Source organism: Reyranella sp., assembly GCF_050185545.1.
In the GTDB taxonomy this organism is placed as follows: Bacteria; Pseudomonadota; Alphaproteobacteria; order Reyranellales; family Reyranellaceae; genus Reyranella.
Genome location: NZ_JBFWZI010000075.1, coordinates 13,357 through 32,339, shown reverse-complemented (window position 1 = coordinate 32,339; position 18,983 = coordinate 13,357). Strand labels below are relative to the sequence as shown.

Annotated in this window: 18 protein-coding genes; 9 read left to right on the top strand and 9 right to left on the bottom strand. The window is 67.5% G+C overall.

Annotated features, from left to right (window positions below):
• Window positions 1-186 precede the first annotated feature (186 nt).
• Entirely contained in the window at window positions 187-858 is a 672-nt protein-coding gene (locus tag AB7O82_RS20080) for a TIGR02466 family protein (RefSeq protein WP_428619993.1), read from the bottom strand.
• Window positions 855-1,145: a hypothetical protein gene (locus tag AB7O82_RS20075; protein WP_428541288.1), complete on the bottom strand. Its 291-nt coding sequence runs from the start codon at window positions 1,143-1,145 to the stop codon at window positions 855-857. Before AB7O82_RS20075 ends, AB7O82_RS20080 begins: the two co-directional genes overlap by 4 nt.
• A 69-nt stretch (window positions 1,146-1,214) precedes the next feature.
• Between AB7O82_RS20075 and AB7O82_RS20070 the strand changes: the two genes are divergently transcribed.
• Window positions 1,215-2,114: a TauD/TfdA dioxygenase family protein gene (locus AB7O82_RS20070; RefSeq protein ID WP_428541291.1), complete on the top strand. Its 900-nt coding sequence runs from the start codon at window positions 1,215-1,217 to the stop codon at window positions 2,112-2,114.
• Window positions 2,115-2,150: 36 nt separating this feature from the next.
• Here the strand turns inward: AB7O82_RS20070 and AB7O82_RS20065 are convergent, their stop codons facing one another.
• Window positions 2,151-2,654 carry a GNAT family N-acetyltransferase gene (locus AB7O82_RS20065; protein WP_428541294.1) on the bottom strand — a complete coding sequence of 168 codons (504 nt, stop codon included), beginning with the start codon at window positions 2,652-2,654 and terminating at the stop codon, window positions 2,151-2,153.
• A 42-nt stretch (window positions 2,655-2,696) separates the two neighbouring features.
• On the opposite strand from AB7O82_RS20065, the gene AB7O82_RS20060 reads away from it, so the two are divergent.
• Complete coding sequence (locus tag AB7O82_RS20060) at window positions 2,697-3,557, top strand: FAS1-like dehydratase domain-containing protein (RefSeq protein ID WP_428541297.1); 861 nt, start codon at window positions 2,697-2,699, stop codon at window positions 3,555-3,557.
• Window positions 3,558-3,653: 96 nt separating this feature from the next.
• Here AB7O82_RS20060 and AB7O82_RS20055 read toward each other — a convergent pair whose 3' ends face one another.
• Both AB7O82_RS20055 and AB7O82_RS20050 read right to left on the bottom strand, forming a co-directional pair.
• Window positions 3,654-4,904, bottom strand: a complete 1,251-nt coding sequence (locus AB7O82_RS20055) for an epoxide hydrolase family protein (protein WP_428541300.1) — start codon at window positions 4,902-4,904, stop codon at window positions 3,654-3,656.
• A 41-nt stretch (window positions 4,905-4,945) separates the two neighbouring features.
• Window positions 4,946-5,698, bottom strand: coding sequence for a tyrosine-protein phosphatase (locus AB7O82_RS20050; RefSeq protein ID WP_428541303.1), 753 nt, complete (start codon window positions 5,696-5,698; stop codon window positions 4,946-4,948).
• Between the two features lie 398 nt (window positions 5,699-6,096).
• Between AB7O82_RS20050 and AB7O82_RS20045 the strand changes: the two genes are divergently transcribed.
• The gene (locus AB7O82_RS20045) at window positions 6,097-8,280 is read left to right on the top strand and encodes a tetratricopeptide repeat protein (RefSeq protein ID WP_428619992.1); all 2,184 of its coding nucleotides are present in this window, start codon (window positions 6,097-6,099) and stop codon (window positions 8,278-8,280) included.
• 336 nt (window positions 8,281-8,616) lie between these two features.
• Window positions 8,617-9,345, top strand: coding sequence for a class I SAM-dependent methyltransferase (locus AB7O82_RS20040; RefSeq protein WP_428541309.1), 729 nt, complete (start codon window positions 8,617-8,619; stop codon window positions 9,343-9,345).
• A 76-nt stretch (window positions 9,346-9,421) separates the two neighbouring features.
• Here the strand turns inward: AB7O82_RS20040 and AB7O82_RS20035 are convergent, their stop codons facing one another.
• Both AB7O82_RS20035 and secA read right to left on the bottom strand, forming a co-directional pair.
• On the bottom strand, window positions 9,422-9,787 hold the full coding sequence (locus tag AB7O82_RS20035; RefSeq protein ID WP_428541312.1) for a hypothetical protein: 366 nt from the start codon (window positions 9,785-9,787) through the stop codon (window positions 9,422-9,424).
• Between the two features lie 173 nt (window positions 9,788-9,960).
• Complete coding sequence (gene secA, locus AB7O82_RS20030) at window positions 9,961-12,732, bottom strand: preprotein translocase subunit SecA (RefSeq protein ID WP_428541315.1); 2,772 nt, start codon at window positions 12,730-12,732, stop codon at window positions 9,961-9,963.
• A gap of 307 nt (window positions 12,733-13,039) precedes the next feature.
• On the opposite strand from secA, the gene AB7O82_RS20025 reads away from it, so the two are divergent.
• The 3 genes from AB7O82_RS20025 (at window position 13,040) to mutT (ending at window position 15,797) form a co-directional block, all read left to right on the top strand.
• Complete coding sequence (locus AB7O82_RS20025) at window positions 13,040-14,029, top strand: peptidylprolyl isomerase (protein WP_428541318.1); 990 nt, start codon at window positions 13,040-13,042, stop codon at window positions 14,027-14,029.
• Between the two features lie 83 nt (window positions 14,030-14,112).
• Window positions 14,113-15,351: a bifunctional glutamate N-acetyltransferase/amino-acid acetyltransferase ArgJ gene (argJ, locus tag AB7O82_RS20020; protein WP_428541321.1), complete on the top strand. Its 1,239-nt coding sequence runs from the start codon at window positions 14,113-14,115 to the stop codon at window positions 15,349-15,351.
• Window positions 15,352-15,389: 38 nt separating this feature from the next.
• Window positions 15,390-15,797, top strand: a complete 408-nt coding sequence (mutT, locus tag AB7O82_RS20015) for an 8-oxo-dGTP diphosphatase MutT (protein WP_428541372.1) — start codon at window positions 15,390-15,392, stop codon at window positions 15,795-15,797.
• Between the two features lie 89 nt (window positions 15,798-15,886).
• On the opposite strand, the gene AB7O82_RS20010 is transcribed toward mutT, so the two are convergent.
• On the bottom strand, window positions 15,887-16,696 hold the full coding sequence (locus tag AB7O82_RS20010) for a hypothetical protein (RefSeq protein WP_428541324.1): 810 nt from the start codon (window positions 16,694-16,696) through the stop codon (window positions 15,887-15,889).
• A 4-nt stretch (window positions 16,697-16,700) separates the two neighbouring features.
• On the bottom strand, window positions 16,701-17,672 hold the full coding sequence (locus AB7O82_RS20005; RefSeq protein ID WP_428541327.1) for a methyltransferase domain-containing protein: 972 nt from the start codon (window positions 17,670-17,672) through the stop codon (window positions 16,701-16,703).
• A 254-nt stretch (window positions 17,673-17,926) separates the two neighbouring features.
• On the opposite strand from AB7O82_RS20005, the gene AB7O82_RS20000 reads away from it, so the two are divergent.
• Together AB7O82_RS20000 and grxC are read left to right on the top strand one after the other, a co-directional pair.
• Window positions 17,927-18,694, top strand: a complete 768-nt coding sequence (locus AB7O82_RS20000; RefSeq protein WP_428541330.1) for a ComF family protein — start codon at window positions 17,927-17,929, stop codon at window positions 18,692-18,694.
• Window positions 18,695-18,716: 22 nt separating this feature from the next.
• Window positions 18,717-18,977: a glutaredoxin 3 gene (gene grxC, locus AB7O82_RS19995; RefSeq protein ID WP_428541333.1), complete on the top strand. Its 261-nt coding sequence runs from the start codon at window positions 18,717-18,719 to the stop codon at window positions 18,975-18,977.
• The last annotated feature ends 6 nt before the right edge of the window (window positions 18,978-18,983 follow it).

Below are 18,983 nucleotides of genomic sequence, written 5' to 3'. Positions count from 1 at the left end.
GCCACTCCGATGGCGCTCATGGGGTGTGTAACCATCAAGAAGAGCGCCATCGGAGTGGCGCGCTCCCAGCGCATGACGCGTTCTTTCGATAAAGTTGGCGCCTATGAGTGATGCGCTCCCGGCACATGACCCCTCCGTCGCCGTATGACGGCGACACCTCCCCAGCAAGCTGGGGAGGAGAATGAGCTACCCCCCGGTTTTCCCCGCCGTCGCGTCCCACAGGGGTGCGGCCATGGTCTCGCTGAAGTTCTTGAACATGAGATTGAACGAGATGCTGATGCGGTCGCTCTGGCCGTCGTTGGCGGGGACGGTGTGCTTCAGCCACGCCGGGAAGATCACCAGGCGGCCTTCCTTGCTCTGGGCGTTGGCGCCGTTTGCGGTGAGCCGCGTGTATTGCCGCGGCTTGGGCATGATCATCGATGCCTGGCCGCGCGGATCCTGGAAGATGATCTGCGAGCCGGGTGCCGGTATCCGGACGTAATAGACGCCGCTCAAGTAGTTGTTGGGATGATGGTGCATCGGGTGATAGGCGCCCGGCGGATTGACGTTGGCCCAGCAGCCCGTGATGGCCATCGGATACTGGTCGACCTGCAGGAACCGCGTGACGCCCCGCGCCGCCATCTCAACCAGCTTCACGAACTCGGCGAAGGCCGGCCGCGTGTGCAGGTCCTGCGGGGTCTGCCAGTTGCTGCCGGCGGGAATTTTCGGGCGCGGGGCGATCAGCCGTTCGATCTCGGCGCCGAGCGCTGCATTGAGCGACACCGCGGCGGCGGGCTGCAGGTCCACGATCCACAACGGGGTCGGAAAAATTTCCTGGACTTCCTGCTTCTCGATCATGGCCCCAGTATAGCGAATCACCTCGCCGCGGCGCGCTGCAAGTGATCGAGCTGGCCGGCGATGGCGGCGGGATCGGTGACCGGCAGCGAGCAGAAATTGCGCGTGCAGGCGAAGGCCGCCGGTCCGTCCGGGTAGTCGGGATAGGTTACGTCGGGGTTGGCGAGCGGCCCTTCGCGCTTGTCCCACCACTCGGCGCGCTTGTAGGCCAGCGGATAGGCAGGGCGGCTGGAACGGCGATGAGCAGCGCCAGCGCAAAACCGAAAATTCGCATCGCGAGCCCTCCCGCCGCGGAACCGAGGCAAAGGCATTTGCGGCCTCGACCATTCGGTGGTCCAATCACGGCCTTACACGGAGTCGGGAGGAATCAGGAGGAGCCCGTGGCCATCACCGTCCAGCCAATCACCGAGAGTTTCGCCGCCGAGATCGGCGACGTCGATCTCGCGCGACCGATTGCCGCCGACGATCTTGCCGCCATTCGTGCTGCCTTCACACGCTATGCCGTGCTGGTCTTCCCCGACCAGCATTTCGACGACGACAGCCAACTCGACTTCGCCCGCCACTTCGGGCCGCTCGAGACCACGGTGTTCAAGGCGCGCAAGGACCACAAGCTGCGCCTGCACGAGAACCTGGCCGATGTCGGCAATCTCGACGTCGAGAACCGCATCCTCGAGACCAACGACCGCCAGCGTCTCTACAATCTCGGCAACCGGTTGTGGCACACCGATTCGTCGTTCAAGCGCGTGCCGGCCTACTGCTCGATGCTGCACGCCCGCTCGATCCCGCCGATCGGCGGGCAGACCGAGTTCGCCGACATGCGGGCGGCCTACGACGCCCTGCCCGAGGAGACGAAGCGCCGCATCGCAGGCCTGGTCGCCGAGCATTCGATCATGACCTCGCGCGCCAGGCTCGGCTTCTCGGACTTCGACGAAGGCGAGCGCGAGGCCTTCAAACCGGTGCCGCAGGTGCTGGTGCGCCGGCTGCAGGATTCCGGCCGCATGAGCCTCTACATCGCGAGCCATGCCGGCGCGATCCGCGGCATGGCGGATGGCGAGGCGCGGGCGCTGCTCGACGAGCTGACCCGGCACGCCACGCAGCGCCAGTTCGTCTACAGCCATCGTTGGCGGGTCCACGACCTGGTGATCTGGGACGACCGCTGCACCATGCATCGCGGCATGGAGTTCGACGACCAGCGCTACGCCCGCGACATGCGCCGGGCGACGGTGGCCGACGTCGCCCCGACCTGCGAGCAGATGGGATTGGCCGTCGCCGCCGAATGACGCCTGCGGCGTTCCGCTAGCTCGCGCTGTAAGAGGTTAGACGCGCCGCTGCATGATGGTGCGCCGCCACGGTGGATGGCCGTGGCTGTTCTCGATCATGAATTGCAGACGGAAGGCCCGTGGCCACTCGCCGCGAGGCACTGAGGCAAAGCCGCGTCGCTCGTAGAACGGTGCGTTCCACGGCACGCCGAGATAGGTCGAAAGATGAAGCCTGTCATGGCCGAGCTCGCGCGCCCGCTGGGCGCTGCGATCAATCAGCGCAGTGCCGAGGCCGCGCCCCTGCCAGCGCGGCAGCACGGAGAGCTGGTCGAGCCAGGCGGTACCGCCGCTCAGGGCCATCAGAGCGAAGCCGACGACTCGATTGCGTGGCGATGTCGCAAGCCAGAGCAGGCCTCGCCGCCGGCCCTCTTCGAGGGAAACGACGCTGTGAGGCGGCATGTCCAGCACGCAGCGCAAGCCAAGGCGCACGTAGCGCTCATCGGCCGTGTTTTCGATGTGCGGCAGGAGTGCGATTTCCTGGCGATGGGCTGGGCGAATCATGGCGCGATTGGTTACGCTGGCGTCAACCTGAGGGGAAGCGCCATGACCGTCGATATCCAACCGTTGAAGAAGCAGATCGGCCGCAAGATCGAGGACGAGGACGTCGTTACCCAGGCGCCGATCAAGGCGATGATCGCCACCTTCGACCGGCCGGACAAGGTGCCGGCCGAGGGCGAGCCGATCGCGCCGGGCTGGCATCTGCTTTACCTGCATTCCTATGCCCGCCCGGCGCAGCTCGGAAAGGATGGTGCGGCTTTCACCGGCGGTGTGCTGCCCGAGATCCCGATGCCACGGCGCATGTATGCCGGCTCGACCTTCACCTTCGACGGCGACATCCGAGTGGGCGACAAGCTCCGCCGCGAGATCGAGTTTTCGGACATCCAGCTGCGCCAGGGCAGCACCGGCAACCTGATCGTCACAACCCAGACGCGCCGCATCTTCACGCCGCGAGGCCTCGCGCTGACCGAGGCCGCCAACACGGTGTTCCGCGAGGAGGTGAAGTCGGGCACCAGGAGCGGCGTGCCGGTGCGCGACGCGGCGCCGAACGACGTGCCGTGGCGGCGTACCATCACGCCGAGCTCGGTGATGCTGTTCCGCTACTCGGCGATCACCTTCAACCCACATCGCATCCACTACGACAAGCCCTACTGCATGGAGGTGGAGGGCTATCCGGGCCTGGTGGTGCATGGGCCGTTCGCCCAGCAATGCCTGTTCGACCTGCTGCGCGATTCGATGCCCGGCCGACGGATCAAGACCTTCACCGTGCGCGCCCGCGCACCGCTGTTCGACAACGCACCGTTCGACGTGGTCGGGCGGCCGACGCCCGACGGCAACGGCGCAGAGTTGTGGACGGTGACGCCGAAGGGGACGATCGCGGCGCAGGCGACGGCGACGCTGGCTTGACGCGCGCATCTTCCGGACCGCGGGCGTCTCGCCCGTTCAAGTCATGTCATGACTCATGAGCGGGCGAGACGCCCGCGGTCCGGAAGAACATGAGCCTCAATCGTTCGCCGCGCCGAAGCGCAGGGGGCGGAAGAAGGCGCGGATGTCGTCGACCAGCAGAGCGGGCTCCTCGAGCGCGGCGAAGTGGCCGCCCTTCGGCATTGCCGTGTAGTGGCGCAGATTGAAGGCGCGCTCGACCCATTCCTTGGGCGGTGGCGGCGAGAGATCGGCGGGAAAGGCGGCAAAGCCGGTCGGCGTCTCGACGCGCTGGCCCTCGGGCAGGGCGTGCGGCGACTGCCGGGCGAAGCCGCGATAGAGCCAGGTCGCCGTGCCGGCGGTTCCGGTCAGCCAGTAGACCATGACGTTGTCGAGCAGCAGGTCCAGGGAGAATCGGTTGAGCGGATTGCCGGCGCAGTCGCTCCAGGCCTGGAACTTCTCGACGATCCAGGCCGCCAGCCCGACCGGCGAGTCAGCAAGCGCAACGCCCAGCGTTTGCGGCCGCGTTGCCTGGATGCGCTGGTAGCCGACCTTGTCATCGCGATCGTTCCGCACGGCATCGAGCCAGGCCGATTCCGCCGCGCTGAGCTTCGATTTGCGCAGATCGATGCCCGGCCGCAGCCCCATCATGTTGAGATGCAGGCCGGCCACGCCCGACTTCCACTCGTCCTTCTCCTCCGTCACTGGATGGTCGAAGGCCGCCCATGAGGAAACGACGGCGCCCCAGTCGCCGCCCTGGACGCCGTAGGGACGGCGATAGTTGAGCCGCTCGTGCACCAGGCGATGCCACAGGCCGGCGATGGCGCGCGGGCCGATCGGGCCCACGCTGCCGTCATCGCGGATCGGCGGACCGGAGAAGCCGTAGCCCGGCAGCGACGGCACGATGACGTCGAAGGCATCGAGGGCGTCGGCGCCATGGCGGTCGGGGTGCGCCAGCCGGTCGATGATCCCGAGGAACTCGACGATCGAGCCCGGCCAGCCATGGGTGACGACCAGGGGCATGGGCCGCGGCGCGCCGTTGACCTCCGTTCCGGGCTCGCGGATGAAATGCAGGCGCTGCGGGCCGATGTCGACGAGGTAGTTGGGCCAGCGGTTGATCGCTTCCTGGCAGCGCTGCCAGTCGTAACCGTGTCGCCAATAGTCGACCAGGTCGGCGAGGAAGGTCGGGTCGGTGCCGGCCGTCCAGGAACCGTTGTCGGCGATGGCGATGGGCGGCCGCCAGCGGCGCAGGCGTTCGTCGAGGTCGATCAGCGCCCGTTCGGGGATGTCGACCTTGAAGGGTTCGGGAGTTTCGTAGCGCGCCTCGGACATGGGCCCCTCGGACATGAGGCCAAGGCGTAGCGCGGAAACCGCTAGTCCAGCAAATCCGCCCTGAGGCGCTCGCGCGCCGCGCCGTCGAGCGACAGCGCGCGCTCGGCGAACTGCTCCGGCCCGCCGAAATCGGTCCGTACGACCTCGAACGCCGCCTCGAGGTAGGGCGTGCGAGCCTCGACAATGGCGGCGCGCGTGTCGATGTCGAGCTCGGGGTAGCGGCCGATATGGCCGGTCCACAGCTCGTTGGTGCGCAGATAATCGTCCATCACCGTCTCCCACGGCACGCCGAGCAGGGTCAGCAGCAGGGCCGAGGCGAAGCCGGTGCGGTCCTTGCCGGCGGTGCAGTGGAACACCAGCGGCCGGTGAGCGCCGTCGCTCAGGGTCGCGAACAGGGTGCGGAAGCCGGGTGCGCAGCGGTGCGGGTAATCGCGATAGTGCTCGGTCAGAAACTGCATCATCAGGTGAGGGCTCGCACTGCCATCGGCGACGGCGGCGACGATCCTGTCGCCGAGCCTGGGTTCGATATGCGCGCCGACGATGCGGCAATCGACGCCATCGACCCGGTGCGGCGTTTCGGCCGCCTCGTTGATGCCGCGCAGGTCGACGATGGTCCGCACTCCGAGCCGTCCCAGGGCGGAGCGGTCGACCGCGGTCAGGTTGCCGAGATGGGCCGAGCGAAAGACGGCGCCGCGGCGAACGACGCGGCCGTCCTTGGTGCGGTAGCCGCCGAGGTCACGAAAGTTGGAGCCGCCCTCCAGCGGCACGACATGGGGAGGGGTGACGTCGATCATGGTTCTGCTCTAGCACGCCGGCCGTGCCTGAATCATGGCGCTTGCGAAGCAGAATCATTGCGCCAGCGTTACCATGGGTCGCACCTTTCGCCCCGCGATCGGAAAAAGTTCGCGCCCCGGGGGGCGCGCCACTCCAGGTGGCGCTCATGCTCTTCTGGACCGCGGGCGTCCCGCCCGCTCTTCTTCGTCGTGAGCGCAGCGCCTATCCTGGGCGAAGCCGAATGAAAGGACCTCCTCGCCGCTTGACGCGCGCGTGCTTTGCAACTTCCGGCGACGAGATCCCTCGCTAAGTTCAGGATGATAGCAAGAACGCATGAGCGGGCGGGACGCCCGCGGTCCAGAAGAGCATGAGCGCAACGTTAGTGGCGCGCCCCCAGCGCACCTTCACGGGAGGAAAAGTGGCTCTCGATGCGAGACTGAAAGCGGCATTGGCCTTCCACCAGCGCGGCCAGCGGGGCGAGGCGCGGCGGCGCTACGAGGCCATCCTGGTCGAGCAACCGGCAGATTGCGACGTGCTTCATCTTCTCGGGATCCTGGACCTCGAGGATCAGGCGCCCGAGCGGGCGCTGGCGAGGTTCGACCAGGCCATCGCCCTGCGGCCCGATCATGCGCAGGCGCACAGCAATCGCGGCAATGCGCTCTACCACCTCGGTCGCCTGCCGGAGGCGTTGGCGGACTACGACAGGGCGATCGCGCTTGCGCCGGCCTTCATCGACGCCCTCTACAACCGGGGCAACGTGCTCTACGCGATGGGACGTCGCGACGAAGCGGTGTCGACCTACGACCGACTCATTGCGCTCCAGCCGGGTCATGCCGAAGCCCATTCGAACCGCGGCGTCGTCCTGTTCGACGTCGGTCGCTTCGACGATGCCGTGGCGAGCTACGACAGGGCGATTGCGCTCCGGCCGGCACAGGCCGCCCTTCATGCCAATCGCGCCAACGCCTTGCGCCAGCTGAGGCGCCTGCAAGAGGCCGTCGCCGCCTACGACCGGGCCATTGCCCTCCGACCGGACGCCAGCGTCCTGTGCAGTCGCGGACATGCGCTCTACGAGCTGGGTCGCCTCGAGGATGCCGTCGCGGGCTACGATCAGGCCATCACCCTGGCCCCTGGCCACGCCGAGGCCTGGTCGCGCCGAGGCTTTGCCCTGCGCGACCTCGGGCGATTGGAGGCAGCGGCGGAAAGCTACGGCAAGGCCCTCGCCCTCGACCCCGGCGCCGACTTCCTGCTGGGCGAACAACTGCACACCAGGAGGCAGGCCTGCGATTGGGCGACCCACGAACGCGACGTCGCCAGCCTAGCGGACGGAATTGCCGGCGGGAAGCGGGCGACGTCTCCGTTCATTGCCCTTGCGATCCTCGATGACCCGGCCCTGCACCGCCGCGCCAGCGAGATCTATGCGGCAGCGCGCTACGGCCCCGTCGGGAGTCCCGGCCCGTTCGTCGCGCGGGACCAGCGGGACAGGATCCGCATCGGCTACTACTCGGCCGACTTCCACGACCATGCCACGGCCTATCTGATCGCCGAGCTCATCGAGAGGCACGACAGGAGCCGCTTCGACTGCATCGCCTTCTCGTTCGGCCCCGATCGGCGGGACGACATGCGACGGCGGTTGACGGCTGCCTTCGATCGCTTCGTCGACGTCCGCACGCGAAGCGACCGCGAGATCGTCGGCCTGTCGCGGGAGCTCGGTATCGATATCGCGATCGACCTGAAGGGCTATACGCGGGACAGCCGGCCGACGGTCTTCGCCGGACGCTGTGCGCCGGTGCAGGCGAGCTATCTCGGTTATCCCGGGACGATGGGCACGCGCCACATCGACTACATCATCGCCGACGGCGTGGTCATCCCCGAGGAGAGCCGACGGCACTACAGCGAGAAAGTCGTCTGCTTGCCGGGTTGCTACCAGGTGAACGACAGCAGGAAGCCGATATCGGGGCGAACACCGTCGCGCCAGGAGCTGGGACTGGGCGAGGGCTTCGTGTTCTGCTGCTTCAACAACAGCTACAAGATCCAGCCGGTGACGTTCGACAGCTGGATGCGCATCCTGGCGAGGGTGGACGGGAGCCGGCTGTGGCTGATCGAGGACAACGCCGCGGCCGTTCGCAACCTGCGCCGCGAGGCCGAGGCGAGAGGCATCGACGGCCATCGACTGGTGTTCGCGCAGCGCATCCCGCTCGCCGATCATCTGGCGCGACATCGCGCCGCCGACCTGTTCCTCGATACGCTGCCCTACAACGCCCACACCACGGCGAGCGACGCCCTGTGGGCCGGGCTGCCCGTGCTGACGCTGATCGGAAAGGCCTTCGCCGGCAGGGTGGCCGCCAGCTTGCTGCAAGCCATCGGCGTGCCCGAGCTGGTTGCCGACACGGCTAGAGACTACGAGCAGCGCGCGGTCGACCTGGCGACTGTTCCGGACGCGTTGGCGGCAATCAAGCGCAAGGTCGAGGCCAACCGGCCTTCATCGGCGCTGTTCGACAGCACGGCCTTTGCGAAGCACCTCGAAGCGGCCTACTCGATCATGCACGAGCGCCACCGGCTGGGCCTTGCGCCCGACCATGTGGACATTGCCACTCCGCGCTGACGAGGCGGAGGTCATGTGCTCATGTGTTGGGAGCGCGCCACTCCGATGGCGCTCATGGGATATGTGATCAATGAGAAGAGCGCCATCGGAATGGCGCGCTCCCAGCACATGACACGTCGCTGGGCATTGACCCGAATCCAAAGCCTGTGCCAAGAACCCGGCATGCGCGAGCCGGACACCCACATTGTTGCCCGACTGGCCTGCATCCCAACAGGCGGGATGCAGGGGAGTGGATTGCGCTAGGCCACAGCGCGTGTCGCGGACCCGCAGCCTCGCCGGAAACGGACGAGCGTTGCGGTGCGTGCCTCGTCCTTCGACCATCCGATGGAGAGACACATGGCACAGAACATCTACGACACGGCGGAATTCTTCGAGGGCTACAGCCGGCTGCCGCGATCCCGACACGGGCTCGACGGCGCACCCGAGTGGCCGGCGATCCGCGCGCTGTTGCCGGATCTGCGCGGCAGGCGCGTGGTCGATCTCGGCTGCGGCTTCGGCTGGTTCGCGCGCTGGGCGGCCGAGCAGGGCGCGGCGCACGTCGTCGGCATTGACCTTTCCGAAAGAATGATCGAGCGCGCCAGGCGCGAGACGAACGACGCGCGCGTCGCCTACCGAATCGCCGACCTCGAGACGCTCGGCTTGCCGGCGGCTGCCTATGACTTCGCCTACAGCTCGCTCACCTTCCACTACCTCGAGGATTTCGGCCGGCTGGTGCGGACGTTGCACCAGGCACTCGTTCCCGGCGCGCGCTTCGTCTTCACCATCGAGCATCCGATCTACATGGCGCCCGCCAACCCGGGCTGGTCGAGGGCGGATGACGGCCGCATGAGCTGGCCGGTCGACGGCTATTCCGTAGAAGGCCGCCGGGTCACCGACTGGCTGGCCAAGGGGGTCGTGAAATATCACCGCACGATCGGCACGACCCTGAACACCCTTCTCGCCGCCGGATTTGCCCTTCGCGGCGTCGTCGAATTCGCCCCGACCGCCGATCAGATCACAGGCGATCCCCGCCTCGCGCCGGAGATCGAACGCCCGATGATCCTCATCGTGTCGACAGAACGTTGACCGGGCTTCACAGGAAGTTGCACGTCCGACAGGGATCGACCTCGAGGCGCGAAAGCGCCGACTCGCGAAGCCTGCGCTACTCGGGGCTATTGTGGATCTCGAGCAGGCGGCTCTTGCTCGCATCGCCGATCGGATCCTCGGCCTTTCCATGCAGCAATGGTAACGATGCCCGTCGCCGCAATGGACCAGTCAAACCATCGAATGCAGCCGATGTTCGGAGGCGACACCGAGGCGGCCGACTCAACCCCAGCCATTCGCCGCGGGCGAAGATCTCCGGATCGAACAGCGGATAGTTGGCCTTCGCCCACTGGCAGAAGTCGTGGTCGACGGCCGATCCGTCACCGACCCGGGACAGCACCACACCAACGGTGAATGCTCCCTCTGCCTTCCTGGCGTGGATCAGGTCGAGGCGCTCGATGGTCCTGTCGTACGGAAGCGCCATGACCTTTTCGTACGCGTCCTTGCGATGGTCATTGAAGGAAATCCACAAATACTCGAGGCCGGGATACGTGGACAGGCGATCCAGGGTTCTCGCAGTGATCGGGCTCGCGTTGCTCGGAGGGTGAACGCGGCTCCCGATATTGCGTGGTTCCCGAGGTCACGAAAATGGCGGCTCTAGACGCGGCCGTGGCAGTGCTTGAACTTCTTGCCCGAGCCGCACGGGCAGGCGGCATTGCGGGCGACCTTGCCCCAGGTCGACGGATCGTTGGGATCGCGCGCCTGCCGGGCGTTCGTGCGCGGCCGGTGCAGCGTGGCGACGCCGCCGCCGTCCGGGTCGGCCGGATCGAACCCCGGGTCCTCGCTCATCGCGGCGGCGAGCGCCGGGTCCTCGTGGATCTCGTGCATCTGCGCCGCCGGCATCATCTCCGGCATCGGCGGCTGCTCCATGCGCAGCTGCAGTGTCGACAGCAGGCCCACGACCTGCTCGCGCAGCCCGCTCAGCATGTCGTTGAACAGGTTGAACGCCTCGCGCTTGTACTCGTTCAGCGGATCCTTCTGGCCGTAGGCGCGAAGGCCGATGCCCTGGCGCAGATGGTCGAGATGCAGCAGGTGCTCCTTCCAGCTCTGGTCGAACAGCTGCATCAGCACGCTCTTCTCGACCTGGCGCCAGACTTCCGGCCCGTATTGCGCCGCACGCTGTGCGAACAGGCGGTCGGTGGCGTCGTTCAGGCGCGACTTGATCTCGTCCTCGGCGATGCCTTCTTCCTTCGCCCAGGCATCGATCGGCAGGTCGAGGCCGAAGATGCGCTGCACCTCGTCCTTGAGCTCGCCCACCTTCCACTGCTCGGCATAGACGCCCTCGGGAATGGTCTTCGACACCAGCCCGTCGACCACGTCGCGGCGCATGCCGGCCACCGTCTCCGAGACGTCCTCGGTGGCCATCAGCTCGATGCGCTCGTTGTAGATCTCCTTGCGCTGGCTGTTCATGACGTCGTCGAAGCGCAGCAGGTTCTTGCGGATCTCGAAGTTGCGCGCCTCGACCTTGCCCTGCGCCGTCTCCAGCGCCTTGTTCAGCCAGCGATGGGTGAGCGCTTCGTCGTCGGCCATGCCCTTCTTCTGGACCCAGTCGAGCACCTTGTTGTTGCCGAAGATGCGCATCAGGTCATCTTCCAGCGACAGGAAGAACTTGGAGGCGCCCGGATCGCCCTGGCGACCGGAGCGGCCGCGCAGCTGGTTGTCGATGCGCCGGCTCTCGTGGCGTTCCGTGCCGACGACGTAGAGGCCGCCGGCCTTGACCACGATTTCGCGGTTGCGCGTCACCTCGGCCCTGATCTCGGCGGCGACGCGCTCGAACTCGGCCTGTCGGGCGGTCTCGTCGGGGAATTTGGCGGCGATCTCGGCCTCGGACTGGCGCACCAGCATGTCGGCGTTGCCGCCGAGCTGGATGTCGGTGCCACGGCCCGCCATGTTGGTGGCGATGGTCACCGAGCCGGGCCGGCCGGCCTGCGCCACGATCTCGGCTTCCTGCTCGTGGTAGCGGGCATTGAGCACGTTGTGCGGGATGCCGCGCTTCTTGAGCTCGTCCGACAGCGCCTCGGACTTCTCGATCGACACCGTGCCTACCAGCATCGGCTGCTGGCGCGTGCGGCATTCCTCAATCAGCTTGACGATGGCGCGGGTCTTGTCGCCCAGGGTGCGATAGATCTCGTCGTCGGCGTCCTTGCGCGCCACGTCGACGTTGGTCGGGATCTCGACCACCTCGAGCCTGTAGATCTCGCCGAACTCGGCCGCCTCGGTCATCGCCGTGCCGGTCATGCCGGCCAGCTTGGGATACATGCGGAACAGGTTCTGGAAGGTGATCGAGGCCAGCGTCTGGTTCTCGCGCTGGATCTCGACATGCTCCTTGGCCTCGAGCGCCTGGTGCAGGCCCTCGGAGTAGCGCCGACCGGCCATCATGCGGCCGGTGAACTCGTCGATGATGACGACCTGGCCGTCCTTGACGATGTAGTCGACGTCGCGCGTGAACAGCTTGTGGGCGCGCAGCGCCTGGGTGACGTGGTGGAGCACCGAGACCTGGTTCGGCGCATAGAGGCCGATGCCCTCGGGCAACAGCCCGTCGGCGCGCAGGATATCCTCGACCGCCTCGACGCCGGCGTCGGTCAGGACGACCGTGCGGTTCTTCTCGTCCTTCTCGAAGTGGCTGGCCTGCAGGCGCGGGATCACGGTGTCGGCGCGCCGGTAGAGCTCCGAGGAGTCCTCGGCCGGGCCGGAGATGATCAGCGGCGTGCGCGCCTCGTCGATCAGGATCGAATCGACCTCGTCGACGATCGCGTAGTTGAATGGCCGCTGCACCATGGCGTCCTGGCGATACTTCATGTTGTCGCGCAGGTAGTCGAAGCCGATCTCGTTGTTGGTGCCGTAGGTGACGTCGCAGGCGTAGGCCTCCTTGCGCTGGCCGTCGTCCAGCTCGTGGACGATCACGCCCACCGTGAGGCCGAGGAACTTGTAGATCTGGCCCATCCATTCGGCGTCGCGCTTGGCGAGATAGTCGTTCACCGTCACGACGTGGACGCCCTTGCCTTCCAGGGCGTTCAGGTAGACCGGCAGGGTGGCGACCAGCGTCTTGCCTTCGCCGGTCTTCATCTCGGCGATCTTGCCCTGGTGCAGCACCATGCCGCCCTTGAGCTGCACGTTGAAATGGCGTTGGCCGAGCGTGCGCTTGGCCGCCTCGCGCACCGTGGCGAAGGCCTCGGGCAGCAGATCGTCCAGGGTCTCGCCCTTGGCCAGGCGTTCGCGGAACTCGGTGGTCCTGGCGCGCAGCTGCTCGTCGCTGAGCTTGGCAAGGTCGGGCTCGAGAGCGTTGATCTTCGCCACCGGCTTGTCGAAGCTCTTGACGACCCGATCGTTGGCAGTGCCGAACAGGCTTCGAGCGAGCGCTCGTAGCATGAAACCCTCGATACTTTAATGACTTAGGCGGGCACCTGGGCCCGCCGACCTTATCTCAGATAGAGAGCAGCCTCGCCAGTGTCAACGCACCGGCATGGCCGAGGCCGGGGCCCAGGGAAGCCTCGCGTCCGCCCGCGACCAAGCGGCGGACCTAGGTCTCATCGTCGACACGGTGCTCACGAAAAAGTGCCGCAATCCACTGTCATTGCGGGCCTCGTCCGGTCGGCGGGCCTTGCTCGGCCCGCGCGGCCCTGTGTAAACGCAATGAATCGCGAACAGCCGTCGCGACGAGCTTCCGGAGTCCGCCATGAGCCTTTGCCTGCGTCTGCTGCGCCCTCTTGTGCTGTTTTGCGCAGCCGTCGCGATCGCCGGGCCGGCGGTCGCCCAGCAGCCCGCGGCGAAGCCGCCGGCCAAGCCGCCGGCACAGGCGCCCCAGCCGCTCAAGGACCCGGTCGTCGCCATCGTCAACGGCCAGCCGATCCGTCTTTCCGAGCTCGAGGTGGCCCAGCAGGCCCTGCCGCAACAATACCGCAGCATGCCGCTGCAGGCGGTCTTTCCGGCGCTGCTCGACCGCATCATCGACAGCAAGCTGGTCGTCCAGGAGGGACGCAAGAACAAGGTCACCGAGGACGCCGCCTTCAAGAAGCGCATGGCCTTCGTCGAGGACCAGGTGCTGCAGGATTTCTGGATCCAGCGCGAGGTCGCCCGCAAGGTCACGCCGGAGAAGCTGCAGGAGCGCTACGAGGAGCGGCTGAAGTCCCTGCCGGCCGAGGAGGAGGTGCACGCGCGCCATATCCTGGTGTCGACCGAGGACGAGGCCAAGGCGCTGATTGCCGAGCTCAAGAAGGGAACGGCGTTCGACAAGCTCGCCAGGGAAAAATCGACCGACAAGGCGTCGGGCGCCGAGGGCGGCGATCTCGGCTGGTTCAAGAAGTCCGACATGGTGAAGGAGTTCGCCGACGCGGCGTTCGCCCTCAACAAGGGCGGATTGACGGAAACGCCGGTCAAGACCCAGTTCGGCTTCCACGTCATCAAGGTCGAGGACCGACGCAAGGCGCCGCCGCCGGCCTTCGAGGAGCTGTCCGATCAGCTGCGCGAGGAGATGGTGCGCGAGGCGGTGACCGCGCACCTCGACCATCTGCGATCGGGCGCCAAGATCGAGAAATTCAACATCGACGGCACCAAGGCGGAGGCCCCGGCCAAGCCGGCGACGCCGACTCCGGCCAAACCGGCAGCACCGACTCCGGCCAAGCCGCCGGCAGCGGCGCCCGCGGCACCGCCGACCGGCACCAAGTAGAATTCACATTTTGCGGCGTTTCTGGTGTAGGCTCCCCGCTTCGAACGGTCGATCCATGCTCGACCGTCCGTTGGGGGAGGTAAATGGCCGTCAAGCACGCCCTATCGCCGCTCGCGCCGAAGACGACGCCGACGCTGCCGCGCATCGCCGGCGTCAAGCTTGCCGCTGCGCCGTCCGGCGTGCGCTACAAGGATCGCGATGACGTGATGCTCGCCGTGGTGCCGGCCGGCGCCACCATCGCCGGCGTGCTCACGCGATCCAAGACCTGCTCCGCACCTGTCGACTGGTGCCGCAAGAACCTGTCGCGCGGCAAGGTGCGCGCCATCGTCGCCAATGCCGGCAATGCCAACGCCTTCACCGGCAAGCTCGGCGACAAGGCCGTGGAGGAGAGCACGCGGGCCGTCGCGCAGGCCCTGGGCTGCCCGCGCAACGAGGTCTTCATGGCCTCGACCGGCGTGATCGGCCAGCCGCTCGAGTGGGAGAAGATCGCCGCCGTCGTGCCGGCAATGATCAAGTCGGCACGCGAGGATGGCTGGTCGGCCGCCGCTGGCGCCATCATGACGACCGACACCTTTCCCAAGCTCGCCAGCCGCCAGACCAAGATCGGCGAGCGCACCGTTACCATCAACGGCTTCCTCAAGGGCTCGGGCATGATCGCGCCCGACATGGCGACCATGCTGGCCTTCGTCTTCACCGACGCCAAGATCCCGGCGCCGGTGCTGCAGAAGCTGGTGTCCGATGCCGCCGACAAGTCGCTGAACTGCGTCACCGTCGACGGCGACACCTCGACCAGCGACACGCTCTTGATGGTGGCGAGCGGTGCCGCCCGGCATGCCCCGATCGAGGAAGCGGACGACCCCGTGCTGGTCGACTTCAAGCGGGCGCTCGACGAGGTGCTGATCGAGCTGGCGCAGCTTCTCGCCCGCGACGGCGAGGGCGCCAGCAAGTTCGTCACCATCAATGTCGGGGGCGCCTCGTCGAACGGCGCGGCACGCAAGATAGGGCTGGCGGTCGCCAACTCGCCGCTGGTCAAGACGGCGATCGCCGGCGAGGACGCCAATTGGGGACGCATCGTCATGGCCGTCGGCAAGTCGGGCGAGCGCGCCGACCGCGACAAGCTCAGGATCTCGATCGGCGGCGTGCGCATCACCGATGGCGGCCAGGTCGTGCCCAACTACGACGAGGCGCCGGTAGCCCGGCATATCAAGGGCACCGACATCGTGATCGACATCGATCTCGGCATCGGCCGCGGCCGCGCCACGGTGTGGACCTGCGACCTGACGCACGGCTACATCGACATCAACGGCAGCTATCGTTCTTGAGCACTTCCGAGCTGGAGTGTCCGGGCGGTCCGCCGCCCCTGGGCGAGCGCCCGCTCGTCCTGGTCGCCGCGGTGGCGCTGATCGATGCTGACGGCCGCGTGCTGATCGCCCAGCGTCCTGTCGGCAAGTCGATGGCCGGTCTGTGGGAGTTCCCCGGCGGCAAGGTCGATGCCGGCGAGACGCCGGAGCAGGCCCTGGTGCGCGAGCTGCACGAGGAGCTGGGCATCGAGACGGCGACCAGCTGCCTGGCGCCGATCGCCTTCGCCAGTCACGGCTACGAAACATTCCATCTGCTGATGCCGGTCTTCGCCTGCCGCAAATGGCTCGGCATCCCGCAGTCGCGCGAGGGCCAGGCGCTGCGCTGGGTGAAGCCGATGGAGCTGTCGCGCTACCCGATGCCACCCGCCGACGTGCCGCTCGTGGGGCTGCTGCGCGATCTGTTGTGATTGTCTTCTGGACCGCGGGCGTCTCGCCCGCCTCATGAAGCATGAGCGGGCGAGACGCCCGCGGTCCAGAAGATCATGAGAGTCTCGCCTTACGTCACCGCCGGCAGGGGCGCGCCCTCGCGCCAGGCGAGCAGCCGGCGGAAGATGACGGCCTGGACGGTCGCCGCGAGGGCGGCGCCGGCGTAGGAGACCAGGATCGCCACCAGCCAGGTGACCAGCACCGCCGCGCTGTCGGCGCCGAGCATGCCGCGCATCAGGCCCAGCGCGACCAGGCTCGCCGCCGTCGTGGCGAGGGCGCCGACGAAGAAGGTGAGAAACAGCAGGCCGATGATGGTCCAGGCATTGCCGCGGCTGTAGGCCCACGACAGGCGCGGCGAGAAAGGCACGTCGACGGCGGTGGCGGCGAGCCCGAAGCTGACGCGGAGCGCGAGTAGGAGAGAGATGGTGAAGCCCGCACCGAGTGGCGCTGCCATCGCCTGGCGGCGGGCAAGCTCGGGATCGGGGGGCGCGCCCATGCCCATCGTCTCGGGGTTGAGCGTCCCGATGGTGAAGATGAAGGCGGCGATCAGCACGAACGTGATGCCGGCGATTTTCACCAGGTGAATCAGATAGGCCGATTCGCGCGGCGACCAGCCGACGCCGGGCAGGCGATCGACACGGTTGGGACCGAGCAGGACCGCGCGCTGCCATGCCACCATGAACATCGCCGTGGGCACGGCATCGAGCGCCTTCTCGACCAGGACGGCGGCGAGCGAATCGTGCGCGAGCGCCGCGCCGATGATGCGAATTGCCAGGGACGCGATCCACGGAATGGTGACGAGATGGAAGAACAGGCGGAGATTGGCGAAGAAGAAGCTGAAACTCTCGGACAGCACCTCGCCGAACGGCAGTTTGGTCACCGGTTCACCTCGGGCTCCGTTCGACTTTCTCGCCAGCGCTGACCTCGTCCGTCCCCAGGGCATCGGCCAGCCGTCGCGCCGCGCTGCCGGGAGCGAGCGGCTTGGGCTGCGAGGCGTGCGGTGCCCAGCCGTGCAGGAAAAGCACCTCGAAGCTGGCGACGATCCTGCCCGATGGCGCGGTGAAACGCTCGGCATAGATTTGCGCGGCGCGCAGGAGCGTCGCGCGACGGGCGAGGCCGCGGCGCCGCTCGACCACCAGGTTGCCCTCGCCCATGCCGCCGATGTCGCGCATCAGGGCGAGCGCGTCGGCGTACTCCACGGCGATCGTCTCGCTGTCGCTCACCGGCAGCGCGAAGCCCGCGCGCTGCAGGAGGCCCGCGGCATCGCGCAGGTCGGCGAACGGCGAGATGCGCGGACTGAGCCCGCCTTCGATCTCGCTCTCGGCCGCCGCCAAGGCCTGCCGCAACTGCCACAAGGTGGAGCCGCCCAGCATGGCGCCCAGGAACAGGCCGTCCGGCTTGAGGACGCGGGCGATCTGGATCAGCGTGCCGGGCAGATCGTTGACCCAGTGAAGCGCCATGGCGCTCATGACGAGATCGAAGCTCTTCGGGGCGAAGGGCAGGAATTCCTCGTCCGCGACAACGGCAGGGCCGCGGGCGCGCCCGGCGAAGGCGAGGGCGAGGTCGCTGCGGATCAGCCGTTCGACCGCCGGGCGCCCGCCCAGTGTCGTGGCGATCTCGTCACCGTGGCAGCCAAGGTCGAGAGCCAGGGGGAACACCCGGCGGACGTCGCCGAGGCGCTCGACCAGGCGGGAAGCGATCTCGCGCTTGAGAAAGGCCCGCTGATCCCAACGGCCGGCAGCCCGTTCGCGCCGCTGCCGCAGGGTCGCGCGATCGAAGACCAGCAGGGGATCGGGTGCGATCACAGCCCGTATGTAGGGCCAAAGCCCGCCGTCGGGTAGGCAGGGTATTCGCATATGGGTAAAAAACACCTCCTCCCCAGCGAAGCTTGGGAGGTGTCGCCGTCTTACGGCGACGGAGGGGTCATGAGTCATGGCTCCGTTGCCTCTTGTGACTCATGACCCCTCCGCCCCGTATGACGGGGCACCTTCCCGGCGAAGCTGGGGAGGAGAATGAAGAGCGCGTCCATATGCGAGCGCCATCCTGTTGGCGCAATTGCCCACTCTTCTCGGGGCATGCTTCCTTCTCGGGGCATGTTCCTTCCCCCATCATGCTGACCGGCCGACTTGGCCGGTTCTGCCGCGGCGCGGGTCGGATCGTGCTCGACGCCGTGCTGCCGCCGCTCTGCCTGCGCTGCGCCGAGATCGTCGAGTCGCCGGGCACGCTGTGCGCCGCCTGCTGGCAGGGCTTCTCCTTCATCGCGCCGCCCTACTGCGCGCGGTGTGCCGATCCCTTCGCCGCCGATCCCGGCGCGGGCGCGCTGTGTGCCCGCTGTCTCACCCGGCCGCCGCGCTATCGCCGGGCGCGCGCCGCGCTGGTCTATGATCAGGAGAGCCGCCGGCTGGTGCTGCCGTTCAAGCATGGCGATCGGACCGACTTGGCGCGCGCCTGCGGCACCTGGATGGCGCGGGCCGGGGCCGAGATTCTCGCCGACGCCGACATCGTGGCGCCGGTGCCGTTGCATTGGCGGCGACTGCTCGCGCGTCGCTACAACCAGGCGCAGTTGCTGGCGCGGGCTGTCGTGCGCCACGCCGAGGACCGCGAGCGGCTCAGCCTCGCGCCCGACCTGCTGCGCCGGCGGCGCTGGACGGGGTCGCAATCCGGCCTGCGCGCCGAGGAGCGTCGCGGCAATGTGCGCGCGGCCTTCGACGTCCATCCGCGGTGGGCCGGGGAGATCGCCGGCAAGGCCGTCGTCCTGGTCGATGACGTGCTGACCACGGGGGCGACGGTCGAGTCGTGCACGCGCGTTCTGCAACGCGGCGGGGCGCGCCACGTCGACGTGCTCACGCTGGCGCGGGTTGTCCGTCCGGCGGTATAGTTGTCCAAAGAGGTTCGTCACCATGGCCAGGATCGAGATCTACACGACGCCGTTCTGCGGCTACTGCGCGCGGGCAAAAGGCCTGCTCGACGCCAAGGGGGCGGCTTACGAGGAAATGGACGTGATGATGGACGACAAGAAGCGCAGCGAGATGCGCGAGCGCGCCCGGCGGCATACCGTCCCCCAGATCTTCATCAACGGCGAGCACATCGGCGGCTCCGACGAACTGGTGGCGCTCGAAAAGGCAGGCAAGCTCGACGCGCTGCTCGCCCAGCCCGGCTGAGGGAAC

What these genes read in the sequence shown, in the direction of transcription:
- AB7O82_RS20075 (WP_428541288.1), bottom strand. Translation starts at nt 1,145, where the DNA reads ATGCCTTTGCCTCGGTTCCGCGGCGGGAGGGCTCGCGATGCGAATTTT.
- AB7O82_RS20065 (WP_428541294.1), bottom strand. Translation starts at nt 2,654, where the DNA reads ATGATTCGCCCAGCCCATCGCCAGGAAATCGCACTCCTGCCGCACATC.
- AB7O82_RS20060 (WP_428541297.1), top strand. Translation starts at nt 2,697, where the DNA reads ATGACCGTCGATATCCAACCGTTGAAGAAGCAGATCGGCCGCAAGATC.
- AB7O82_RS20055 (WP_428541300.1), bottom strand. Translation starts at nt 4,904, where the DNA reads ATGTCCGAGGCGCGCTACGAAACTCCCGAACCCTTCAAGGTCGACATC.
- AB7O82_RS20050 (WP_428541303.1), bottom strand. Translation starts at nt 5,698, where the DNA reads ATGATCGACGTCACCCCTCCCCATGTCGTGCCGCTGGAGGGCGGCTCC.
- AB7O82_RS20040 (WP_428541309.1), top strand. Translation starts at nt 8,617, where the DNA reads ATGGCACAGAACATCTACGACACGGCGGAATTCTTCGAGGGCTACAGC.
- AB7O82_RS20035 (WP_428541312.1), bottom strand. Translation starts at nt 9,787, where the DNA reads ATGGCGCTTCCGTACGACAGGACCATCGAGCGCCTCGACCTGATCCAC.
- secA (WP_428541315.1), bottom strand. Translation starts at nt 12,732, where the DNA reads ATGCTACGAGCGCTCGCTCGAAGCCTGTTCGGCACTGCCAACGATCGG.
- AB7O82_RS20025 (WP_428541318.1), top strand. Translation starts at nt 13,040, where the DNA reads ATGAGCCTTTGCCTGCGTCTGCTGCGCCCTCTTGTGCTGTTTTGCGCA.
- argJ (WP_428541321.1), top strand. Translation starts at nt 14,113, where the DNA reads ATGGCCGTCAAGCACGCCCTATCGCCGCTCGCGCCGAAGACGACGCCG.
- AB7O82_RS20005 (WP_428541327.1), bottom strand. Translation starts at nt 17,672, where the DNA reads ATGCGAATACCCTGCCTACCCGACGGCGGGCTTTGGCCCTACATACGG.
- AB7O82_RS20000 (WP_428541330.1), top strand. Translation starts at nt 17,927, where the DNA reads ATGCTGACCGGCCGACTTGGCCGGTTCTGCCGCGGCGCGGGTCGGATC.
- grxC (WP_428541333.1), top strand. Translation starts at nt 18,717, where the DNA reads ATGGCCAGGATCGAGATCTACACGACGCCGTTCTGCGGCTACTGCGCG.